This window comes from Streptomyces sp. NPDC030820, from assembly GCF_055572075.1.
Window position 1 is genome coordinate 288,568 of the sequence record NZ_JBVIEB010000011.1, and the last position, 21,028, is coordinate 309,595.

Below are 21,028 nucleotides of genomic sequence, written 5' to 3' on the forward strand. Positions count from 1 at the left end.
TCACCGCGTCCCCGCCGTCTCGCGCGCGGTCGAGGCGCCGGCATGGCGATTCAGCTCGCCGTACCAGGCGATGAGCGCCTCGCCCAGCGGCCCGTCGATCTTGTCGGCGACCCGCCACGCCTGCTCACGCGCGCCGTCCTTCCATAGGCGGTAGCTGCGCAGTGTCTCGGCCATCGTGTCCCAGCCCGGGTGGCCGGTCACGTCCCGGGCCTCGACCTGGTCGAGCAGATCGTCGAAGCCCCGCCACGGTGTGGTGAGGTCCGGCATGACGGGGCTCGCGGTCACCGCGGTCAGCTCTTCCGCCTGGTCGAGATGGTTCTCGTAGATGTGCAGTGATCCCACGTGGTGGTGGAACTCGCCCAGATCGGCGCCGAGCCAGCCCGCGACCAGCTCATGCAGCACGGTGTAGAAGAACAGGTCGTACGGCATGCCGATCCACACGTCCTGACCACGCATGGTCGTCGACATGTGCAGGCGGCCGGTGCGCAGGTGGAAGCCGAAGCCCAGTGTGCAGGGCACGTCCTTGTGCCCGGCGGCGTCCTGGGCCGGGTCGTAGAGCTGGATCAGGGCCCGGCGGGAGTCGGGGTCCTCTTTGAGGATCTCGACGACGCGGCTCAGCTGATCCACTTTCCCGGCCCACTTCCGCATCCGCGGCCCGTACGCGCCCCGCAGGACACCGTCGTCGGCGTACTGCCGCAGGCGTGCGTTGTAATCGAAGATCCACGGGGCGTCCGAACCGGAGAGGTGCCACACGGTCTCCGCCACGGCGAACGCGGGGTTGATGACGCGTGCCGGCGGCGTGTACAGCAGTCGAGCCCGCGGCTGCGTCAGCCGCATGTGGACGTCTCGCACCTCACGGGTCGCCATGCCGCGAGGGCTGACCCTCTCGCCGCTCTTGGCCAGGGCGACAGCGCCGACGAAGAGTTCGGCGACGCTGTCGGCGGTCAGGTGTGTCATCGGACAGGTACTCCTTCGCCCTGCGGCCGTCCGGACTCGGCGGCGCGGGCATCGTGGTTGATGTGGTGGGAGTGCATGGCATGGCCGCCCGAGCGGCGGGTGATGAGGCATGCGACTTGGGCTGCGCTGTCACCGCGCCACCGGCACACCGCGTCCGTCGCCACCCGGTCGGGAGGCGGGTGCGGACCGCGCAGTGCGACGAGAGCGTCGGCGATGTCATCGGCGGTGCTGCACCGCCGTGCAAGGCCGTGGTCGGAGAGTCCGAGCGTGCGCTCGCCGGGCGAACCCAGTTCGAGCACCGGCACGCCCATCAGCGCGGCTTCGATGCCGCACGTCGAATAGGCGCTTGCCAGGGCGTCGGCACCGGCGAGGCAGCCACGAGCGCCGACCCGGGGATCGGCCACGGCCACGAGCGGCCGACCGTGCCGTTCGAGCAGGGGGGCGAAGACGTCGATGCTCTGCGCCGGGTGCGGCGCGATGACGAGGCCCCAGTCGCTGCCGGCCTGCCACAGACCGTCCAGCAGCAGGTCGGCCTGGGCCTTGAGCCGGTCAGGACCGAAGGGCTGGCAGGCCCACACCGCGATACGGGCAGGACTGCGACGCGGGCCGTGGGCCAGCAAATGTTCCAGGTAGCGCCGCTGGGTATCGCGGCCGAGGCCAGCGAGTACATCGAAGCGGGGCTGGCCCAGGACATGGACTTCGGCGTCAGGGTGGCGCACCCACTCCTTTGCGAGGGGGAGGTCCCGCTCACCCATGACCACGATGTCGCGGCTGTGCAGCGCGGGCCATGCGACCGACTCAGCCGTCCAGGCCCCGTGCTGGACGTGCACCGTGTTCACCCCATGGCGCTCTGCCACATGTACAGCCAGCGCACCCAGCGGGCTGGTGTCGTTGCTGACCAGGACGGTATGCGGCCGTACGGCGGCGAGAACGCCGTCCAACCATGTCTCCGCCCGGACCACGGATCGCCAAGACGGCTGGGTGCACCCGCCGCTCGTCTCCAGAAGTACGGACACGAGGCGGAGCAATCGGGCCAGTCGGAGCTCGTGCTCGTCGACTCGAACGACGGGGCCGTCATCCTGCGGCCTCAGCCCGTCCACGGTGCCGGAGAGGTCGAAGAGACTGGGCGGAGGCGAGCACAGGTTCACCCCCGCGACGCCCGAAGCCGGGCACCGCTCCGCCGGGTCGGTCGCCAAGTCCACCACGAGGCTGGGGCGCCCGTTCCTGGCCAGCTCCTCCAGCACTGGCAGCAGAGTGGCCGCGTGACGGGACGACCACGACAACGCCACCACCTCGCTCACTGGAAGCTCCGAGGGCGCCGAGCTCGGCACCGATGCGGCCGCCAGGGCAGGAGGGAGGTTGCGTAACTGCGCGGATCGGAGGGGATTGTGAAGGGCTGCGGCTCCGAGCAGGTAGGCAATGCCCGACCAGGTGACCGTGTACGCCCGGTACTCGCGGGAGCTGCTCGACCGCAGCCCGACGAGTCCTTCGTAGGGCGCGAGTCTCAGCGGACCTGGGGCCTTGGCGAACGGCTCCCACGCGCTGAGCGCCGCCAGCTTACGTACGACCTGTGCCACCAGGCGCCGCGCCGGCACGTGCTGGACGTACAGCCACCCCGCGCCACCCGGAGTCCTCGCGAGGTCGGCGCCGTACGCTTCGAGGGCCTCCATCACATGGTTGACCCGTGCTTCAGCATCGCGTGGGTCGAAGGGCAGGGCCTCCAGTTCGGACGTGGCGATCCGGTCGGACTTCATGGTCGCGAGCGCGCCCTCGCCGACCAGCGCCCACAGGGGCTTGCCATCGGAGTCGGTGCGGGCGATGCCCAAGGCGCTGCGCTTGGTCGGCCTCATACCAGGCTCCCTTCAAGGATCGGCCCGGTGTCCATGAGCCGCAGCAGGTCCTTCGGCGATTCGGCGACGACGGGGGCCGGGGAGCTCGGGGTGCCGTAGCCCCAGCCCGCGTGCACATACGAGACGCCGGCGCGACGGGCTGCCTCCTGGTCGACCGCCATGTCTCCGACGTACAGGGCATCGGCCGGGTCGGCGCTCAGGTCGATCAGGGCGAGCAGGATCGGGTCTGGCGCGGGTTTCCCCCGCCCTATCCCGTTCGGCGTGCGCACCGTGGCGAAAGGGACTCCGAGCTGAGCCAGGAGAGGGGTGGCTCGCGCCAACGGCTTGGACGTGACAATCCCCAGCCGCCAGTCGGCAGCGGCGAAGGCATGGAGGACCTCCGCGACGCCGTCGAACTGTCGGGCGAGGTGAGAAGCGGCCGTTGACGCCTTGGCGTAGGTCTGATGGATCGACTCGGCTTCAGCGAGCCCGAGCTGCTGCATGATGTCGGAGAACGGGCGGCCCAAGTGGCGTTCGTACTCCCCGAACGGCACGTCGAGGCCGTGGTCCTCACAGACCTGGCGCCACGCGCGCTTCATGACCGGGCGGGTGTCGACGAGCACGCCGTCTAGGTCCAGCAGCAGCACCCGTACGGCTTCGGTGTCGAGGCCCAGCCTCGTTCCGCCGGAGGTGGGCGCGGGTAAGGACGTAAGCCGGGATGACATCAGGGATCTCCAAGGGAAGGGGTTAGGAGGTGAAGGGCGACTCGGTGCGCCTCACGAGAGCGATCACTCTCTTGCCGCGTCCGTCTTCCTTGGGGCAGGCAGCCCAGGCGTCGGCTGCTGCCGACACGAGGTGTAGGCCCCGTCCACTGGTGGCATAGAGCGAGGCGATCTGAGGCACTGGGGGCTCAGGGGAGTTGTCTTCGACCTCGATCCCCACAACACCTGCCTGCAGGGCTAACGTCAGCGTGATCTCTTCGACGGGCTCGCCTTCCCCTCTGGATGGAAGGCTCAGGTCCACGCCCGGAGTTCGGCCGTGCCGCTCGGCGTTGGTGGTGAGCTCGCTGACGATCAGTACAGCCTGGTCCAGAAGGTCTTCCACCCCCCACGCCATCAGCGCCTCCCGGGTGAAGGACCGCGCCTTGCCCGGAGCCCTGTCGTTGGCGGCGAGCGTCAGGGTCTTCTTCTGTTCGGGAGCGCTGATCACACTCCCCAGACTTTCGATTCGGTCCATGCTCGCCTTCTCACAACTGGTGCTTGAGCCCGCGGAGGACTCGATCGGCGGTCTTGTCGGAGTGGTCGAAGCGGCGGAGGTTTTGCACGAGCACGGCCACCGGCGGGGGGTGGTCGAGGTGCCGTACGCCAGACGTCGGAGCGGGAGCGCGCCCGTCGCCCGGCACAGTCCGGGTGGCGGTGCCAGTCGTGTGGCTGGTCTTCACCGGTTTCCTCCCGGGCAAAGGCAGTTGGTGGTTTCGTTGACCACGAGCGAACCGTGGATCACATCGCGGCGGTATCTCCCGGCGGCTGTCGGGGCCGTCAAACCCGTCAAAGATCGTTTTGGTGAACCGAGGTAGACGATGGCGCGCGAGCGGAACGTGAAGCTGGCCGACGCGATCGCGGAAACAGGCTGGTCGCAGCAGAAAGTGGCGGCTGCCTTCGTGAGGGTCGCGGCTGAGGTAGGAGCAAAGGAACTGCTGGGTACCAGCCGCTCCCACATCGCCATGTGGGTGGCGGGAACGCAGCCCTCGGGCAGAGCGCCCCTTATCTTGTGCGAGACGTTGTCCCGGCGACTGCAACGCCCCATCACACCAGCTGAGATCGGGTTCTCCGTGCCGGGCGCGGGTGCAGTGGCGGCATCGGAGTGGCACGTCGATACGCTGACTGCGCTGGTAGACCTTGGGAGAAGCGACGTGGATCTCGAACGCCGCCGATTGCTGGCCGGCGCCGCCTACTCGGTGGGTGGCCTGGTTCTGCCTGGACAGCAGTGGTGGGATGAGGCTCCCCAACGGGCAAAGTCCCGCCCCGCCGCGACGAGCCGCAGGGTCGGGGCCGCCGAAGTCAGCGCTGTGCGTGAGATGACAGAGTTCTTCTCTCGAAGAGACCAGCGACACGGCGGCATGGATGGCCGCACGGCCCTCTACCAGTACCTCGTCGACGACGTTGCCAGGTACGTCGGAGGGGTATTCACCAGCGACGACACTCGTCGCGCCCTCCTCGCCGCTGCCTCCGAGTCGGTGTACGTCGCCGGCTGGATGAGCTTCGACGCCTCTCACCATGAGGCCGCACGGCGCTACTTCACGCTGGCGCTGAAGCTCGCGGCGGAAGCCGACGACGCTCCCCTCGCCGGCCACATCCTGCGGGCGATGGCTCACCAGGCAACGGATCTCGGCCACCCACGGGCTGCCGTCGACCTCGCCACGGCTTCCGTGGAGCGTAAGCGGTACACCCTCGCGACGCCTCGCGAGCGGGCACTGCTCGGAGTGGTGCAGGCACGCAGTCTTGCTGCCAACGGACAGAAGCGGGCCGCGATCGCAGCGCTTCTCCGCGCCGAGGACGACCTGGCTGCGGCTGACGTCGGTGACGAGGATCCGAGTCGGGTGTGGTTCTTCCAGCGGGCTTCCCTGGCCCACGAGACCGCCCGCACCCTGTGGACGCTCGGCGATCTCGACGGAGCGCTCCAAGAATTCAACAACAGCGTGCTGACCAGGAAGGCCGACACCTTCAGCCGGACCCACGCGGTGACGTTGGGCTACATGGGCACTGTGCAGGCCCGCAAGGGGAACGTGGAGGCCGCGTGCCACACATGGGCACAGGCCCTGGACGCGATGGAGGGCGTCCAGTCGGGCAGAGCACGTGAGGCAGCCGTGAACATGCGCCGGGTGCTCTCCCCTTTCCGCAATCGGGGAATCAGCGTGGCGGCGGAGATCGACGAGCGCGCCAAGGCCGTACTCGAACGAGTAGCCTGACGGCGCCATGGTGGTGAAGGCGGGCATGCTGTGGCTGACCGCCTTGCCGTGCCGCGAGCGGAGAAGGGGGAACCCGTGTCCACAAAGTCCATCGAGGTGCCGGTGATCGCCGAGGTGGTCGGGGGCCACAAGGGGCGCCTCGACGACTTCAAGGGCGGTGTGGAGTCGATCATTCGGCTGCGCCCGGAGTACCCGGAGGAAACCCTGCAGGGGATCGAGGAGTTCTCTCACCTCCAGGTCACCTGGTTCTTCAACTTCGGCTCTCCTGAGGACGTTGCCCTCCACGCGCGCAGCCCGCGGGACAACCCGGACTGGCCGGCGACGGGAACCTTCGTGCACCACAACCATCGGCGTCCGGCTCGCCTGGCGACCTCGTTCCCGCGGTTGCTCCGCGTTGACGGACGGGATCTGCATGTGACGGACCTCGACGCTGACGACGGCACACTGGTGGTGGATTTGGTGGCGGTCTTCAAGGAGTTCCTGCCGCGCGGCCCCGTCACCCAGCCCGCCTGGCCCGGCGAGATGCTGAAGGACTACTGGAGGCACGCCGCCGAGCGCTGACTCGAGGCATCTTCCGTAACCGAGGCTGGCGGCCGGCCGGGACGTAGCCGCCCGAGCGGGCGCCAACCACGGTCGCGCAGGGCTGTACCGGCAGGCACTCATCACTCGGTGCCTCCGGCGGCGACGGCTGCGGCGCTTTCGCCTGGGGGAGCCGTCTGTTCACCACGGATCAGCAGCAGATGGACGCCGGTTTCGATCAGCTGACTGCGCCGTTCAGCCGCTATGAGCTTGGGGCCGAGGTGCGACGGGGTGGGAAGTACCACCCCATAGGACCGAGTGGCCGTGAGGGCATCGAGCATGCCCACGAACGCGGACGGCGTGGAAGAGCAACGCTCCATGTAGACGCCGGCCAGTGTCAGCTCGTGACGACGGCAGTAGTCGCTGATCGCTATCGTCAGGGCCAGCTGACGAGCACGCGAGACCCGCACCAGGCGCAGGTAGCCGAACACGAGCGGACCGGTGACGTGCCGCTGTTCGGTGAGGGGTTCCAAGATCATGACCGTCCATCAGGCCGTCTTCGGAGGGGCACTTCGAGCCTGATGGCGGCCGGGCGGTCGGGGAATCCACGGCCGTCCCACTTCTGTCCCACTTCCGTCCACCTGGCGCGACTCAGCGTGCTTCGATGGCGACGGAAAGGAGTGGCACGTGGCGACCGTTCATGAATGGACCGGCCTGGAGGCACTTGCCCTCCGGAAGGCTCTCCGCTTGAGCGTGCGCGCCTTCGCCGAAAGACTGGGCGTCTCGGTCAATACCGTCAGTAACTGGGAAAAGTTTCTGGCCAAGCGGCGACCCAATACGGAGAGCCAGGCCATCTTGGATACAGCGCTGGCCCAGGCGAACGCGCAGACACACGTGCGTTTCGAAACAGAGCTCGCCAAACTCGCCGAGGGGGACACCCCTCCGGAAACGACCGGGCGTGTCACCATTCCCCGCCCACGAGCTTGGGACTACGAGACGTGGGCCGACGACCTGGAGCGCGCAGTGGTGGCCCTTGCCCGCCAGAACTTTCCCTTCGCAGAATCACTTCTGCACCGCTGGACCTCTCGCTACAAAGCCTCGGAGCTGGATGAACGGGGCTTGTCCCTGCTGGCACGTTCCACCGCGCTGCACGGAGACCTGATGCGAGACCAGGGGGCCGTCGTAGGCCCACTCTCGGCCCAGCGCGCATACGCCAACGCTCGTTCGCTCTACATGCAGTTGGCGATCCCGCGCCGCGTAGCTCAGCTCGATCTCTCCCTAGCCGTCGTCACGGAGATGGTCGGCGAACTTGAGACAGCGGCGCGCCAGTACGAGGACCTGGCAGCCGACGATCGACTGTCCCCTCGTGACCGTGCCCGCGCTCGTCTGTGGGTGGGCACGGCTCTGAGCAAGGACGGCAACCACGACTATGCGGTCAGCGTGATGGAAACAGCGGTCCATGTCTTCGAGGACCTCGCCGAACAGGAGGACTGGTCGGTCGCGCAACAGAAGCTGGCCCTCGCTCACCGCGGTTCCGGAAACCTCGATGCCGCCCTGCGCCTCATCGACCTTGCACGCAGTACGGGCGTCACGGAATCGCCCATGCAGCGGGTACGCCTGGACACCGCATATGGCCACATCCTGCTCTCCGATCCCGCCACCCTGGATGATGGGCTACACGTCCTCGATGACGCTGCCAGGGAGGCGGCCCAGTATGGGCTGAGCCACCAGCTCCGCAGCATCACGGACATCCGGAGGACGGCCGACGGGGCAGCCCGCCCCACACGACGGTGACCAGGGAGATAAGCAAGTGACCGACAACCAGCCGGCCATCACCGAGGAGCAGATCAGCAAGGCCAAGCTGGTCTGGGACTTCCACCAGATGCATCACGACGTGGGCCCCGTCGATGTCGCGATCGGGCTCGGCAGTCACGACCTCGGCGTGGCCGCCTTCAGCGCCGAGCTGTACCGCGCCGGCCTGTTCCCCACTCTTGTGTTCACCGGCGGCAACAGCCCGACCACAGCCAAGGTGTTCCCCCGTGGGGAAGCCGTGCACTTCCGCGAGCACGCCCTCGCCCTAGGTGTGCCGGATAGCGCAATCCTCGTGGAGCCGAACGCCGGCAACACCGGCCAGAACATCACCCTGTCCCGCGAGGTCCTCGCATCCGCCGGCATCACGCCGAAGTCCGTGCTGCTTGTCTCCAAGCCCTACATGGAGCGCCGCTCCTTCGCCACCGCCCGCAAACTCTGGCCCCAGGTCGAGGTGACCTGCGCCTCGGAGCCCATGGAGTTCGACGATTACCTCAAGAGCATCGGCGACGAGAAGCTCGTCATCGACATGCTCGTCGGCGACCTCCAGCGCGTTATCGAGTACCCGAAGCTCGGGTTCGCCATCGAGCAGCATGTCCCGGAGGATGTACATGCCGCGTACGAGTCCCTTATCCGCGCCGGATTCACCAGCAGACTCATCGCCTCATGACCTCCTTGCGCCCGGTGGGCTGTGCGCGATCCACCAGCCGAACTACCTGCCGCGACTGAACACTCTGGCCAAGCTGTTCGCGGCGGATTACTGGATCGTGCTCGACGACGTCCAGTTCGCCCGCCGCGACTACCAGCACCGTGCCCGGCTGGCCAGCATGTCCCACCCAAGCCGGCGTCAATGGCTTTCGATCCCTACCCACCCTCCTCATGGTCGGTCGACCCTCATCCGGGATGCTCTTCTGGTCGACCCGGAACGCTCACGTCGACGAGTCATGCACATGCTCGCGCAGCACTACGGCAGCTCCACTGACTGGCCGCTCTTCCGGCAGGAACTGGACTCCGTGCTCGACGAGTTCTGGCGAACGGACAAGACTGCTGATGTGGCCGAGGCATCCACGCGGATGCTCCTCGAACTGATGGGGTGGAAGGGCCGCATCCTGTACAGCAGTCGTTTGCCCGCCCGCTCTGAGCGGTCGCAGCGACTCGCCGACCTGGCAGCGGTAACCCAGGCCCGGAGCTACATCTGCGGTACCGGCGGTACACGCTACCTCTGTGTGGTCCCCTTCACCGCTCACGGGATAAGCGTGGTTCCCTTCCGTACGCCTGCATCTGGGGTGTGGGATGACGGGCACGAGCTAAGCGCCGTGCACCCCTTCATGACCTACGGCATCCGGGCCGTAACCAAGGAAGTGCGTGCCGTTGCCTCCCTGCATCGCTTCGCCGATTAGCACGCAAACTATTTGCATGAGGTCGGTGACAAGACGGGCTGCGACGGTCCTACTCCCTCGGGCGGTCAATCTACGGCCGGGCGGTCATTTTGCCCGTACTGGGGAAAATCGTAGCCAGCGGCGAGAACACCCCAGAAAGGGTCCGCAGCCCGACCTGGTAAGTGCATCCGGGCATAAAGGGGCCTGCGGCTTTCAGTATTCGCTCATGGCAGACGCGAAAGCACGCCCAAAGACTGGAACGCCACGCGGGGCTATGTCAATCTACATGTCTCGAAAGTATGTGGGCAGGTGAATGGCCCACCGATTACGAGGCGAGGAGATTCTTCTTAGACGTGCTAGCCCATGTCATTTTGGTTGACCATCCAGTCCACCTCTCCTTTTGTTGCCTACCGCTTGGATTACGCCCAAGAGGTCCCGGCGCCGGGGCGTCTCAGTGGCCATCTCTTTGTGTGGTGAGATAGCTAGCTGGCCAATTCGGGAAAGATCTAGTGCAGCACGAGTATCGCCTTCTTCCTCTGAATCCCGGCCGTTGGGTAAGGATCTCGGATCGACAGGCCGAGTCACCGCAGCTCAGGCCGGCGGCGAGGGTCATGTTGTTTGGGGAAGGTTCAGCGGCGCTGCGAACACAGCTAGTGGTCAAAGTGCCGTGAGTGCCAGCCGATGGTCGGCTTCTTGCCCGGCACGACCGGAACATAGACCACGATCGCCGGTTAGCCAAACCGGCGATCGTGGCGACCATTGAGGGTGTTCGCGGTCGGCTTTGCTTGGCGGTGGAGCCGCAGCGAACGCAGGACAGCGCTTGGGCCTGAGAGGAGAGCGAGAGCGTCGCTGGCCTGTGACCTTCTGGCATCAACAGCACGCCTCCGCTGAGGGGTGGCAATGCCTCTTCCTGCTCAACAGGCCAGCTGAACCGATGCGTCGGCTCCTTTCGCATCCCACTATCAAGGACTCACCATGCCTGCCCGTCTGCTGTCCATTCCCGCTGTCGCCGCCGCCTTGGACGTCGATCGCCGCACTGTCTACCGCTTCATTGCGGCCGGGGAACTTCCGATCGTCGACCTGCGCACCGGAACGGGCCGCTCGCGGGTCCGTGTCCCCGCATCCGGCTTGGAGGAGTTCATTACCAGCAGATCAGTCCCTTCCCCGCGCGCCCGCCGCTGACCTTCGCTGTCAGCCTGGTCCTTACCGTCCCTGGAACAAAGGAGTAGTGCCGCGTACCTGCGCAAGTTGAAGTCCGGCAAGTGGCAGGCGACCGTACGCAACCGGACAGGAGACCGGTTCAGTGAGTCATTCCCTCTCAAGGCTCAGGCGCGAGCTTGGGGCATTGAGATGGAAACCCAGTTCGCCCGCGGAGGCATGCGCGATCCGAGGGCCGGCGAAATGGCGTTCCGTGAGTGGCACGACCGTTGGTGGAGCGCCCGCGTGGTCGAGCGCCACACCATGCGAGGCGACGCTTCCTGCATCAAGAACCACGTCATGCCCTACTGGGCGGACTGGGAGATGCACGCCATCACCCGAATGGACGTCCAGAGTTGGATCCGCTCCCTGGTCGAAAAGGGCGCGGGTGCTGCCGCGATCAAGCGGGCCTACAACCTGACGTCCTCGATCATGCGCGCGGCCGTCGACGACGACGTGATCACGGTGAGTCCTTGCCGCAGCATCGACCTGCCCAAGATCGCAGTTAAACCGCCGCAGTGGTTCACACTCGATCAGGCGCAGAGCGTCCTGGACGAACTGCCGTCCCCCTGGCGGACGATGTGCCTGCTCGGCTTCTACACTGGGCTGCGCTGGGGTGAACTTTCCGGCCTTCACCGACACCGCATCGACCAGCGTCGCTCGCGACTGTTCGTGGTGGAGGTCAACACTAAGAGCGGCATCAAGGAGTACCCGAAGAGTTCCAAGAGCCGCCGGGAAGTTCCGCTGCCACCCCATGTCCTGGAGGCACTTGAGCGCCACATCTACGGGCTAGACCGTGATGCGGTGGTATTTACCACCATCACCAAGGGCAGGGCCGGACGACTCCTCGATGACGGCAACTGGCGGAGGCAGACCTGGTGGCCGGCTGTAGAAGGCGCCTACTACTTTGACGGCGACGGTGAGCAGCAGCTCGTCCCGCACTACCCGCCGCACTCCATGCGTCACACCTGCGCCTCGTGGCTGGTGCAGCAGGGGGTCTCGCTCTATGAGGTCCAGCACCTCCTCGGCCATGAAAGCTTCCAGACCACGCAGCGCTACGCCCACCTGCAGCCGGACGCTCACAAGGCAGTCCTGGGAGCCTGGGAGCGAATGGAAGCCCCGCTCACTGTAGCTGCATGAACGTTCCTCCACCCCTGTCCCTGCCGGACAGGGGTGGAGGCGTTTGAAAGTAGGCCAGGCCCGGATCGCGGCGGGGTGTAGATGCGGTGATGAACCGACAGTTCCTGGCGCCGTGCTACTCGCGGAGTCATCTATGCTCGCGCCCAGTTGGAATGACGAGTTCGCTTCAGGGGCGGGGAGCCGCATGGCCGACGAGATCAAGTACGAGTACAAGGTCGTGCAGACCCTTCGGGGCACCGACGGTTTGGTCATCTCGAAGATGCAGAAGGACGGCTGGGAGCTCGTGGAACAGCTCCCAGGCCGGCTGCGCACCACCCTTAAATTCCGTCGGCCGAAGAGGCCGCTACCGTGGCGTCTGATCGGGGCGGGGGCTGCAGTCCTCGTGGTCTTGGCCGCCATCATCGTCACTGGCGTTGCGCTCGGCGACGGAGCCGAGGAGAAGGACGCGTCAGCCAGCTCGACGGCCATCGGCGAAAAGCCTTCCACTACGCCCCCCGCAGATGAGCCGACTGCCGCTGAGATGATCACGGCGCAAAACGATCGCGAGTTCGCAGCGTTGCTGAAGGCGGACCCGTGCAGCGAAGCGAGCGCGAACTTCGCAAGCAAGCATGAGGGGCAGACGATCGCGTTCGACGGGTCAATCAGGCACATGGCGTCCTATGGGGGTGATCAGACCCGCTACGACTTCCTTCTCGGCCCAGGCGACAAGGGACCGCAGACGACGGACGGCCCGAACTTTAAGTACGAGGACGTCAACACCGGCGACCTGCACCTGGCTGGTCAGCAGGCCCCTGCAACCGTTGCAGTTGGCGATAAGTTCCGCTTCGTCGCGGAGGTGATCGAGTTCAACACGGTCCAGTGCGTCTTCCGCCTCGCCCCGGTCTCGACGGAGGCCCGGTAGCCGAAATGGGGAACCCTCCCATCAGGGAGGGACTGCGCGAAGGAGCGGCACCTCCATCCCGCCATCCATGCCGGAAATTTGCACGTAGCCAGATTGTCAGACCGCAGCGCCATCATTGGCCCATGCCAACATCCAGCCCTGCCCGACGGCTCGCCGATCACGTTCAACATCTACTCGGCAGCGGTCCGTTTCCCCAGCCCGGCGGATGGACCCACATGGGTGCTGTCATCTGCGACGTCAGCTTCCAGCCCCGGTGCAACTACGAGAGGACTCTCCGACAGCGGCTCCTCCATCTGCAGTTGAGTTGGCCTGATGCAAGAACGGTCGGCGGCTTCCAGCGTCGGCTCGCCACGGAGGACCTTGCCGTGGCCATGAAGTTCAACCACGCCCAGAAGGTCGCGACGGCCCACGCCATCACCGACCTCCTCGCTGCCCATGGGGTCGATACCCGCGAGGACCTCCACGCGTGGCTCGATCATCAGGACAATCGCGCCGCTCTGCGCACGGTGAAGGGGGTGGGGCCGAAGAGCATCGACTACATCGGCAATCTCGTTGGCCGTTCGCATGTGGCCGTTGATGTACATCTGCGCGCCTTCGCCGTGGATGCTGGCGTTCCGGACCTCCCATACGACCAGTTGCGCGCTGTGTATGAGGAAGCCGCCGCGCTTCTCGGGCACGACAAGGCCGGACTGGAACACGCCGTTTGGCGGCACAGGTCGAACGGCGCGTAGCCACCCAGCGCGCCACGTCAAACCGGAGCAGGCGGCGGCCGTGCCCGTTTGGTGTCGAGACGGCTTCAGGCAGCGGAGGGGTGGTGCGCGATCAGTGCTCGCGCGAGATGTTCGGCGACTTCATCGGCTCCGGTCTGCAGGGCCGCCAGGGTGACGGACTCGTCTGGTTCGGTACGCAGGGCGAATGACCTGCCGAAGCCGACGAGACTGGCTGTGCGCCGTGACTGACGTGGGTCGAAGGTATCGATGCTGGTCATGGCGGGCTCCGACACGCCAGCAGCCACCACGATGCGGTCCTGCCTGATGATGTTCAACGCGCCGACGAACTTGAGCAGTTCGGCGATCTGCTTGGGCAGGTCATTGGGATCGAGGATCGGCCCCATACTGTCCTGGGGGAGCAGAGCCCGGGTGGAGAGCTGGCCCGTCTTGTACAGGCGGACCTCCACGAGCTGGCCCGGACGGGGCGTTTCCCACGAACGGGGGCGGCTGGCCGGGATGGAGACGGCCATATGGTCCTGCGACCGGGAAGAGCTGAGAGGGACATCGTCCTCGACCATACCGGTGAGGCGCACACGGCCCGGGAGCGAGTGGCCGAGCGCCTCCAGCTCCCTTGCCGAGTAACCAGCAGAGTCCAGCGGTAGGACGTGCAACTCCAAAAGGGTGGTCACGCCGGCGGTCTGCAGACCGCCTGTACCCTCCTCGAGCGTCCATTGCAGGGTGGGTGGCTGGGCCAGCTTGGCGTAGGCCAGGGGGGACGGGCCTGACTCCAGCTCGCGGATCTTCCCGGCGACCTTAGGGAGCAGGTCCGCGGCCGTGCGGAAGCTGTCGCGGAATACGCCGGTGGCGTACGCCTCCACTACGCGTACGAACTCGTGCTGGCTGGGCTCGAAGGTCACGTCCAGCTTGCGATAGACGAGGCGGGGCATACCTGCTTGCTGGGCTGCTACCCACTCGTCATGGGTTGCTGACTTCCCTGTCTCGGGGAACACGTGGCCGTAGTTCGGGCCTAGGAGGAAGAGGCACGCGTCGGCGGTCGACAGAGCTTTCAGGCAGGCTTCCCGGCTCGGCGTGGTCTGAGCTGAGAAGTCCTCGAACCGGACCGGGGTGTGACCGAGAGCGCGGACCAGCCCGTCAAGGGCGTCACGCTCCTCCTCCAGACCCTTGCGGGCACTGCTGATGAAGATCCTCACGCTACGGTGTCTCCACTGCTGAGGGTTCTGCTGTGAGGCGAACCGGGTGGCTGGTGCCGGCATTCAACTGGGGGTTTGATGGCCGAGACGTCGGAAGAGGCGATACGCGCATATTGGAAGGAGCACCGCGAGCAACTGCGGCAGTGTGAGACCCAGCGCTCCACATTGACGAACCTCCTGCTCATCGTCACGGCTGCCCTGAGCGGTCTGATCGTCCAGCAGAAGTTCACGCTGAACGTCATGCCTTTGTGCCTCTTCGTCGCGGCGACTGGAGTCTACGGGGCTGTGGCGGTGGCCAAGTACTACGAGCGGGCCTCCTACCACCTCACCCAGGCACGGGCGTTGACCCGAGACCTCGCGGACCGGGGCGTGCTGGGGTCCGATGAAGGGCTCGCCCGAGCACGCGCGGCACACTACCGCGAGTTTCCCCGGCTGCACCGCATCCGGCTTCACCGCCTGTGGGTAGGGCTGCACCTTGCTATAGCCCTGTACGGGCTCTCCCTCCTTCTCGTCTGTGTGATTGTCGCCTGACGACTCAGGGAGAAGGAGCACAACACACGTGCGGCGATCTGGTGCGGTCAATTGCCGCCTGAGCAGAGGCTGTCACGCTACCTGCCTGGATCCTGTGGTCCCCCCGCTCCTTCGCGGCACCGCCAGGTTGTCGGAGTTTCTTGTTGACGACGAGTTAGGAGCGCCCTGTTCCCGGAGCAGCGTCGCCGTGGAATGGCAGAATTCGTGAAACCGGATCGGCCGGAGGTGGGCGTCGCCTAGAGCCGGTCCCGCACCCGGCGCAGCCGCGCCAGGTCGCTCAGCCTGGCCCTGCCGCTACTCGGGCGGGCCGTACGTGATCTCCAGCGAATGCTCCTCCAGGCTGCGGAGCGTCAGCTGGTCGCCCCGGGCCTCATTGAGCAGGAAGAGCTCCCGGGTCCGACACTCCTCGCACAGCCTGACGACAGCGAACGGCCAGAGGTCGACCGGAGCCCCGTAAGGGGCACTGTCCACGTAGATGCGATCGGGCCGAAGTGGCTGGGTGCTCGACCGCTCGAACGGTTCCCAGCTCGGATGGCTGCCCCTCAGCCGGAGCCCGACTATCCGGTACGAGCCCTCGTCGAGGTACTCGCACCGCTCCACCCAGTCCCAGTGCGTCCCAGAGAGCCAGCTGACCGCACTGATCGCCCGCACGATGTGCGGTTCCAGCCGCTCGACGTCCTCCGCCAGCTGATGGCTGGCGCGGACGCCGTGCGCGTGGTGCGAGGTGTTCCTGAAATCCTTGATGTGGCCCAGTAGCGCGCGTGCGTTTCCCCGGTCGCGCACGGTGGCGAGCTGTTGGATGCGGGGCTCGATTCCCTCGGCCTCCAGCCGATCGAGGATCCAGAGCCAGGTGCCGAAGGTGGCGCCGGTCCGGTATTGCTTGCGCAGGTTCAGGGAGAAGCCGTTCGATGCGGCGAGCTCGGTGAGCGCCAGCACACCTAGCACCCGGGCCAGGCCCTCGCCCAGCTTGAGCAGTCCGTCCTTCCGCTCCGCCGGGTGTGTGCTGACCCGGTACCGACGGGACAGCGCGGCGGCGTGGTACGGAAAGCTCCACTCGGCGCGCGAGATTGGGTCGTCCAGCGGGCGCACGAGTTCGCCGATCAGGCCGGCCTCGTGGGCGGCGGCCCTGATCTCGTTCCGAACCCCCTGGACGTCCCGTTCGCCGCTGCCGAAGACGTTGGGCAAGATTCCCGACATCGTGGTCCGCAGTGCGCGCCGCCCCTCCTGCACTGTCTCCAGGAGGCTCTCCACCTCGCTGTCGGTCACCAGGTCGACGGGGACGTGCGTGTCCAGCAGATCACGAGCGCTGGGGTACTGACCGTTGTCCTTGCGGGAGTTTAACCACTCGCAGAGCGCCTGGCCGCTGCCTCGGAGCGGCTGCAGCACGAAGAGCGAGGTCGCCGCCTCGCCGAAGCCCTGCGGCAGCAGGCGCCAGTTCCCCGGCCGTCCGACGAGCATGCCGCCCGAGCACAGGGTCAGCGCCCCCCCATCCTCCGGCGCGTCCGGGAGCTCAACGGCCGAGTCCGCCTCGTGGAGGTCCTGGGCGCGCAGGTGCTTGGGCCGGTCGGCGCCGTCCTCCTGCTCCTCGCCGCGCTGCGGCGGGTGGACCCGCGTGGTCTCCAACCTGGCCAGGTTACGCAGCAGTTCGAACTCGCCGTCCAGTTCCGGCCGGTAGAAGAGCGCGGATGGGATCTCGCAACCCACCCGCGTCCTGCTGTCGTCGATCCAGGCATCCGGAGCGGTCGGGTGCACTTCGCGTCGGAGGTAGTCCATCGGATCCACCTGCAGCGGCAGGTGGACGAACTCGCGCAGCTCGGGATCCGGCTCGTACGCCTCGCCGATCCGCTGCGGCTCTCCGTCGCCATCGCGTACGCCGACGGCCTTGCGGACCGCCGCCTCGAAGACCTTCCCGCGCGGCCAGCTCACGCCGACCGAGGTGACCGCCCGGCGTAGCGCTGTGACGGCCTCCTGGCCCCTCGTCCACGTCGAGCCGACCAGCGGACGCAGGGCGGCCACCAGGGCAGCGGGATCATGGGTCTTCTGGATCACGCGCGATTCGGCGAGCCGAGTCAGGACCTCCTCGGACAGCTCGTACCTGAGCCGCAGCGGTTGATCGATCGTGACGCGCTGGTACATCAGTTCGTGGGTGGAGACGACGCGGACCCGGTCGTCCGGCTGCTGGGCGGGGTCGGCGGATATGGTTTCCAGGTAGAGCCCGGTGATCTCGGCGATCTGATCCGACGTGATGTATTTGCGCTTAGAGCCGATGGAGCGGCGCATCCGCTGCCACTGGTCCTGAGCGTTCAGCAGCAGCACCTGGCCCCTGCGCTGTGCCGGCTTGCGGTTGCTGAGGACCCACAGGTAGGTGCTGATGCCGGTGTTGTAGAAGAGGTGGTCGGGCAGCGCGACCACGGCCTCGAGCCAGTCGTTCTCCACGATCCACCGCCGGATGTCCGATTCGCCGGACCCCGCACCTCCGACGTACATCGGGGAGCCGTTGAAGATGACCGCGATTCGGCTGCCGCCCTCGCCCGAGGCGCTCACCGGCTTCATCTTCGCCAGCATGTGCTGGAGGAAGAGCAGTGAGCCGTCGTTGATCCGGGGAAGACCGGCTCCGAAGCGGCCCGCGAAACCGAGCTGCTCGTGCTCCGACCGGACCGCGTACTCGCTCTTCTTCCAGTCGACGCCGAACGGCGGATTGGCGACGAGGTAGTCGAAGGCGGTTCCCTGGTGCCCGTCCTCGGCGAAGACGTTCCCGAAGGCGATCGTCGAGGCCCGGCGACCACTGGTCATCATGGTGGCACGGGAGATCGCCCATGACTCCCGGTTGATCTCCTGGCCGTACAGCGTGACGTCCGCCTGGGGGTTCATCAACGCGATGTACGAGGCAGCCTCGGTCAGCAGGCCGGCCGTCCCGCAGGTCGGATCCAGGATGGTGCGGACGGCATGCGGCGATGTCAGGAGGTCCGAGTCGGCGGAGACGAGGAAGCCGGCCATCAGGTGGGCGACGTCTCGGGGGGTGTAGTGCTCCCCGCTCGCCTCGTTGCCGCTCTCCGCGAACCGCCTGACGAGCTCCTCGAAGAGGCTCTCCATGTGGTCGTCGGTGATCATCTGCCCCAGGTCGATCGAGACGAACTGCGCGACGACGCGGTACAGGAGTCGGGCCTGGTGCAGGCGGTTGACGGTCCGCTCGAACTCGAAGCCGTCCAGCAGTTCCCTGACGTTCCGGGAGTACCCGTCGACATGGGCCAGGAGTAACCGGTCGGCGTGATCCGGCTCGCTGAGCACGCTCTCCATGGAGAACCGGCTGGAGTTGTAGAAGGGCCAACCCGAGGCGGCCGTCAGGCGCTGCTCACGCTCCTGCTCACCGTCGGTGCGCTCGGCCTCGTCGAGCACCGCCTGCCGGCTCGGGGCCAGCAGGCAGTCCAGCCGGCGCAGCACCGTGAATGGCAGGATCACCCGCCCGTACTCGGAAGACTTGAAGTCGCCGCGCAGTAGGTCGGCCACCGACCAGACGAGCTTGGACAGATGCCCGGTGCCGTCACTCATGCTGTCCTCCGCAGGCCGGTGCCCTCCATGGGACTGATCATCCCATGGCGGTGGCCGGGTCGGCCCACGAACGACGACGCCGAGGACGAGCAGGAGGGCGAACACGCCGACCATGCCGTACTGGACGAGGCTGCCGAGGATCGTGCCGACATCGGGTCCGCCGCTCGCCTCTTCGGCTGCGGCCAGGAGCGCGATTAGGTCAGGGGTCTAGGGGAGCTCCTTGCGTGGGTGTGCGCAGGAAGATCCGGCGTGGGTCTGGGCATGCGAAAGGCCCCGGCCTGGGGACCGGGGCTTCGGGGGAGAAGATCAATCCAGATCGACAGTTTCGGTGCCCAGGAACTGCTCAATCTTCATGCGGAAGGTCTTCTCTGAGGGCACTGCACCATCGAAAAACGTTGAGACCTGGAACGCGGCCAAATCATCAGCATGCTTGACGTCGACCCCAGAGGCTTCAAGCTCATCCCGAGTGGCCAGCTTCAAATAGCACATGGGGCAACGCAGGGCAATGACCGTGAAGTGGGGGGTCTCCTCCGTGCCCTGGTTCACTGAGAGAACGTGGGCTGCGCTCCTACAAGCTGGACACGGCTCGCGGATCGCGATCTCAACGCCGTTCTCCGCGAAGCGCACCCCGAAGCCGCCCAGCTCCAACTGCTCGACTGCAAGACGGTCCTGAAGATGTTCAGGAAGGTCCGAGAACCGATCGTCATACCGGTGTTTCGCCTGCCTGATTCTGACCTGCACGTTCCGATAGATCTCGCCGCGCTTGTTGTCCACGGCCATGCGGGCAGCGGTCGTCCACCGGCCCCAGAAGGCGTCCAGCGGGCCTCCGAGGTCCCCGAGCAGCGTTTCGACGGTCTTGGCGAGGATCGGCAGGAAGTCCTTGGCGTCCTCTTCGCTCCCCGTGTGGGCAACGCCATTCCGCACATCGATCAGCATGTCCAGCTCCTTGTCCAGAGCCAGGACCTCCAGCGTTCGTAGACGAGATATCGCCTCTGACGCCCCAATCGTGCGGACTTTCTTCGCCTTTCGGTGACCGCCCATGTGGAACAGCATGTCCACGCTGGCGTTGCCCCTGATCTCCACGATGTAGACCGGATTCTTCGAAACCAAGACGGCCTTGGCGAGGCGCTCCACGGCCACACCGGCGTGCAGCGCGAACTCGTCGTACTCCTCGCGCCCGTGGTCCTCCATGGCCCGGTGCGCGGCCTTCTTGGCACCCTCGCAGAAGCTCTCGAACGAGAGCGAATCGTCCATGAAGGGACGGTATCCACCCCTGTAGTACAGGGCGATGGAATTTAAGAAGACGCGGCCCCGACTCTGGGAGCCGGGGCCTTCGACGTGACGATCAGCCTGTCCTGGTCTCGCCGATCACGAGGCGTGCCTGTTCCTCCGGGGTGAGGGTGGGACCGTGGGATACGGACACCGTGGTGGTCAGTCCGGGGGTGTTGACCTTCCGCAGGGCGGCCATCTCGTCCGGACCGTGCACCTCGAAGTTGCACAGGTAGCAGCCGAAACCATTCGCGGTGAACGTCGTCTCCGTGGCCGTATGGCCAATCGGCTCGAAGGTGAGGAGGCCCTGACCGCCACAGGCCGGGCAGTTGCCGCCCGAGGTCTTCAGGACGAGCAGGTCTCCGTCCCTGACCTCCATCGGCTTGGCGAACCACTCCTCCTTGCGGGGCTGGGGTGCCTTGAGAGCGCCTTCCTTTACCTCCGCCGGGAGACCCACGAACCGGTCCTCGAACGCGTGCCGGGCCTGGACCATCCGGAGCTGAACCTCGCGGAAGACCTGGTCCTCCTGCTCGTTCACAGCGTTCTTGACCGGGTCCGTCCACCGTTCCCAGAACTCGACCAGCGGCTTGCTGAGCTCGTCAAGCAGCGTCTCGATCGTCCGGGCGAGTGGAGTGATCATCCCCTTGGCCAGGGTGCTGTCCGATGCAGCATGGGCTGCGCCGTTGCGTATCTCGATCAGCAAGTCGAGATCGGTATCGGCCTTGAGCACACCGATCTTTCGGAGTCGCCTGATGGCCTCCGTGGCCCCGACAGTGCGGACTTTCTCCTCGTCCAACTGAACATGTCCGCCGAGATGCATGACCATGTCCGCACTGTTATTACGGATCTCCGCGACGTAGACCGGATTCTTCGCGGCGAGGGCCGCCTTGGCGAGCTTCTCGACCGCGACACCGGCGTGGAGCGCGAACTCGTCGTACTCCGGGCGGCCATGGTCGTCCATGGCCTTGTGGGCGGCCTTCTTGGCGCCCTGGTAAAAGCTCTCAGACGAGAGCGAATCGTCCATGTCGGGACGGTAGCGGCACCTGTGCCACACCCGCG

Annotated in this window: 20 protein-coding genes; 11 read left to right on the forward strand and 9 right to left on the reverse strand. The window is 66.4% G+C overall.

Going from position 1 to position 21,028, the window contains the following annotated elements; all coding sequences use genetic code 11:
* The 4 genes from ACZ418_RS29615 to ACZ418_RS29630 all read right to left on the reverse strand — a co-directional run bounded on the left by ACZ418_RS29615 (position 1) and on the right by ACZ418_RS29630 (position 4,022).
* The gene (locus tag ACZ418_RS29615; RefSeq protein WP_364031792.1) at positions 1–957 is read right to left on the reverse strand and encodes a thymidylate synthase; all 957 of its coding nucleotides are present in this window, start codon (positions 955–957) and stop codon (positions 1–3) included.
* The gene (locus ACZ418_RS29620) at positions 954–2,807 is read right to left on the reverse strand and encodes a hypothetical protein (protein ID WP_468368880.1); all 1,854 of its coding nucleotides are present in this window, start codon (positions 2,805–2,807) and stop codon (positions 954–956) included. The genes ACZ418_RS29615 and ACZ418_RS29620 overlap by 4 nt, the downstream gene beginning before the upstream one ends.
* Entirely contained in the window at positions 2,804–3,433 is a 630-nt protein-coding gene (locus tag ACZ418_RS29625; RefSeq protein WP_468368883.1) for an HAD family hydrolase, read from the reverse strand. The genes ACZ418_RS29620 and ACZ418_RS29625 overlap by 4 nt, the downstream gene beginning before the upstream one ends.
* Positions 3,434–3,533: 100 nt before the next feature.
* Complete coding sequence (locus ACZ418_RS29630) at positions 3,534–4,022, reverse strand: ATP-binding protein (RefSeq protein ID WP_468368885.1); 489 nt, start codon at positions 4,020–4,022, stop codon at positions 3,534–3,536.
* Positions 4,023–4,365: 343 nt separating this feature from the next.
* On the opposite strand from ACZ418_RS29630, the gene ACZ418_RS29635 reads away from it, so the two are divergent.
* On the forward strand, positions 4,366–5,754 hold the full coding sequence (locus ACZ418_RS29635; RefSeq protein WP_468368888.1) for a Tat pathway signal protein: 1,389 nt from the start codon (positions 4,366–4,368) through the stop codon (positions 5,752–5,754).
* A gap of 75 nt (positions 5,755–5,829) precedes the next feature.
* Positions 5,830–6,315: a TrmO family methyltransferase domain-containing protein gene (locus ACZ418_RS29640; RefSeq protein WP_100829610.1), complete on the forward strand. Its 486-nt coding sequence runs from the start codon at positions 5,830–5,832 to the stop codon at positions 6,313–6,315.
* 101 nt (positions 6,316–6,416) lie between these two features.
* Here the strand turns inward: ACZ418_RS29640 and ACZ418_RS29645 are convergent, their stop codons facing one another.
* The gene (locus ACZ418_RS29645) at positions 6,417–6,812 is read right to left on the reverse strand and encodes a hypothetical protein (RefSeq protein ID WP_468368890.1); all 396 of its coding nucleotides are present in this window, start codon (positions 6,810–6,812) and stop codon (positions 6,417–6,419) included.
* A gap of 148 nt (positions 6,813–6,960) precedes the next feature.
* Here ACZ418_RS29645 and ACZ418_RS29650 point away from each other — a divergent pair, with 148 nt between their 5' ends.
* From ACZ418_RS29650 to ACZ418_RS29680, 7 genes are all read left to right on the forward strand, one after another.
* Positions 6,961–8,067, forward strand: a complete 1,107-nt coding sequence (locus tag ACZ418_RS29650; RefSeq protein ID WP_466386183.1) for a helix-turn-helix domain-containing protein — start codon at positions 6,961–6,963, stop codon at positions 8,065–8,067.
* Between the two features lie 16 nt (positions 8,068–8,083).
* The gene (locus ACZ418_RS29655; RefSeq protein ID WP_468368895.1) at positions 8,084–8,752 is read left to right on the forward strand and encodes a YdcF family protein; all 669 of its coding nucleotides are present in this window, start codon (positions 8,084–8,086) and stop codon (positions 8,750–8,752) included.
* The gene (locus tag ACZ418_RS29660; RefSeq protein WP_468368898.1) at positions 8,694–9,482 is read left to right on the forward strand and encodes a WbqC family protein; all 789 of its coding nucleotides are present in this window, start codon (positions 8,694–8,696) and stop codon (positions 9,480–9,482) included. Before ACZ418_RS29655 ends, ACZ418_RS29660 begins: the two co-directional genes overlap by 59 nt.
* 954 nt (positions 9,483–10,436) lie before the next feature.
* Positions 10,437–10,643, forward strand: coding sequence for a helix-turn-helix domain-containing protein (locus ACZ418_RS29665; RefSeq protein ID WP_442687975.1), 207 nt, complete (start codon positions 10,437–10,439; stop codon positions 10,641–10,643).
* Positions 10,644–10,811: 168 nt separating this feature from the next.
* Positions 10,812–11,798 carry a tyrosine-type recombinase/integrase gene (locus ACZ418_RS29670; RefSeq protein ID WP_468368900.1) on the forward strand — a complete coding sequence of 329 codons (987 nt, stop codon included), beginning with the start codon at positions 10,812–10,814 and terminating at the stop codon, positions 11,796–11,798.
* A gap of 184 nt (positions 11,799–11,982) precedes the next feature.
* Positions 11,983–12,699, forward strand: coding sequence for a DUF4839 domain-containing protein (locus ACZ418_RS29675; protein ID WP_345576801.1), 717 nt, complete (start codon positions 11,983–11,985; stop codon positions 12,697–12,699).
* A 365-nt stretch (positions 12,700–13,064) separates the two neighbouring features.
* The gene (locus ACZ418_RS29680; protein WP_345576799.1) at positions 13,065–13,430 is read left to right on the forward strand and encodes an HhH-GDP family DNA glycosylase; all 366 of its coding nucleotides are present in this window, start codon (positions 13,065–13,067) and stop codon (positions 13,428–13,430) included.
* A gap of 65 nt (positions 13,431–13,495) precedes the next feature.
* Here the strand turns inward: ACZ418_RS29680 and ACZ418_RS29685 are convergent, their stop codons facing one another.
* Positions 13,496–14,620: a DUF4062 domain-containing protein gene (locus tag ACZ418_RS29685; RefSeq protein WP_468368903.1), complete on the reverse strand. Its 1,125-nt coding sequence runs from the start codon at positions 14,618–14,620 to the stop codon at positions 13,496–13,498.
* Positions 14,621–14,698: 78 nt separating this feature from the next.
* On the opposite strand from ACZ418_RS29685, the gene ACZ418_RS29690 reads away from it, so the two are divergent.
* A complete protein-coding gene (locus ACZ418_RS29690; RefSeq protein WP_345576795.1) occupies positions 14,699–15,151 on the forward strand; it encodes a hypothetical protein in 453 nt (150 codons plus the stop codon).
* 294 nt (positions 15,152–15,445) lie between these two features.
* Here ACZ418_RS29690 and ACZ418_RS29695 read toward each other — a convergent pair whose 3' ends face one another.
* Complete coding sequence (locus ACZ418_RS29695; protein WP_468368906.1) at positions 15,446–18,700, reverse strand: type I restriction-modification system subunit M; 3,255 nt, start codon at positions 18,698–18,700, stop codon at positions 15,446–15,448.
* A gap of 27 nt (positions 18,701–18,727) precedes the next feature.
* Between ACZ418_RS29695 and ACZ418_RS29700 the strand changes: the two genes are divergently transcribed.
* Entirely contained in the window at positions 18,728–18,898 is a 171-nt protein-coding gene (locus ACZ418_RS29700) for a hypothetical protein (protein WP_345576792.1), read from the forward strand.
* Positions 18,899–19,006: 108 nt separating this feature from the next.
* On the opposite strand, the gene ACZ418_RS29705 is transcribed toward ACZ418_RS29700, so the two are convergent.
* Both ACZ418_RS29705 and ACZ418_RS29710 read right to left on the reverse strand, forming a co-directional pair.
* A complete protein-coding gene (locus tag ACZ418_RS29705; protein ID WP_345576790.1) occupies positions 19,007–19,954 on the reverse strand; it encodes a hypothetical protein in 948 nt (315 codons plus the stop codon).
* A 91-nt stretch (positions 19,955–20,045) separates the two neighbouring features.
* Positions 20,046–20,993 (reverse strand): hypothetical protein, encoded by a 948-nt coding sequence (locus ACZ418_RS29710; RefSeq protein ID WP_345576788.1) that lies wholly within the window; start codon positions 20,991–20,993, stop codon positions 20,046–20,048.
* Between the last annotated feature and the right edge of the window lie 35 nt (positions 20,994–21,028).